At 72.9% G+C, this 255-nt stretch carries 1 protein-coding gene; it reads right to left on the bottom strand.

Annotation, left to right across the window (positions count from 1 at the left end):
• On the bottom strand, nt 1–200 hold a 200-nt coding region (locus ACQG3P_RS20575; protein WP_426806083.1), incomplete at its 3' end, for a hypothetical protein.
• Nucleotides 201–255: the final 55 nt, after the last annotated feature.

Raw genomic sequence — 255 nt, 5'->3', positions numbered from 1 at the left:
TCCTTGGCGCAGTTCAGTTCGTTCTCGCCATCGCGCACCTGGTGCAGCTGCCGGGCAATCTGGTCCGCATCGGCCACCGCGCGGTCGCGGGCGCTGGGCGCGGCGGGCGTGTCATCGGCGGCAGCCACCACCGGGCCCAGCGCCAGCAGCAGGAGTACCGCCGCCGCGCGGCCGGTCCCGCGGGTCGAAAGGTTGGGCATGCGGTGACTCCATGGCGGGAACGCGCGATGATACCGCGCCCCTGTGCTGGGGTAC

This window comes from Stenotrophomonas sp. SrG, from assembly GCF_050031795.1.
In the GTDB taxonomy this organism is placed as follows: domain Bacteria; phylum Pseudomonadota; class Gammaproteobacteria; order Xanthomonadales; family Xanthomonadaceae; genus Stenotrophomonas; species Stenotrophomonas rhizophila_A.
The sequence above is the reverse complement of the archived record's forward strand: the minus strand, read 5'-3'. Positions and strand labels throughout refer to the sequence as shown.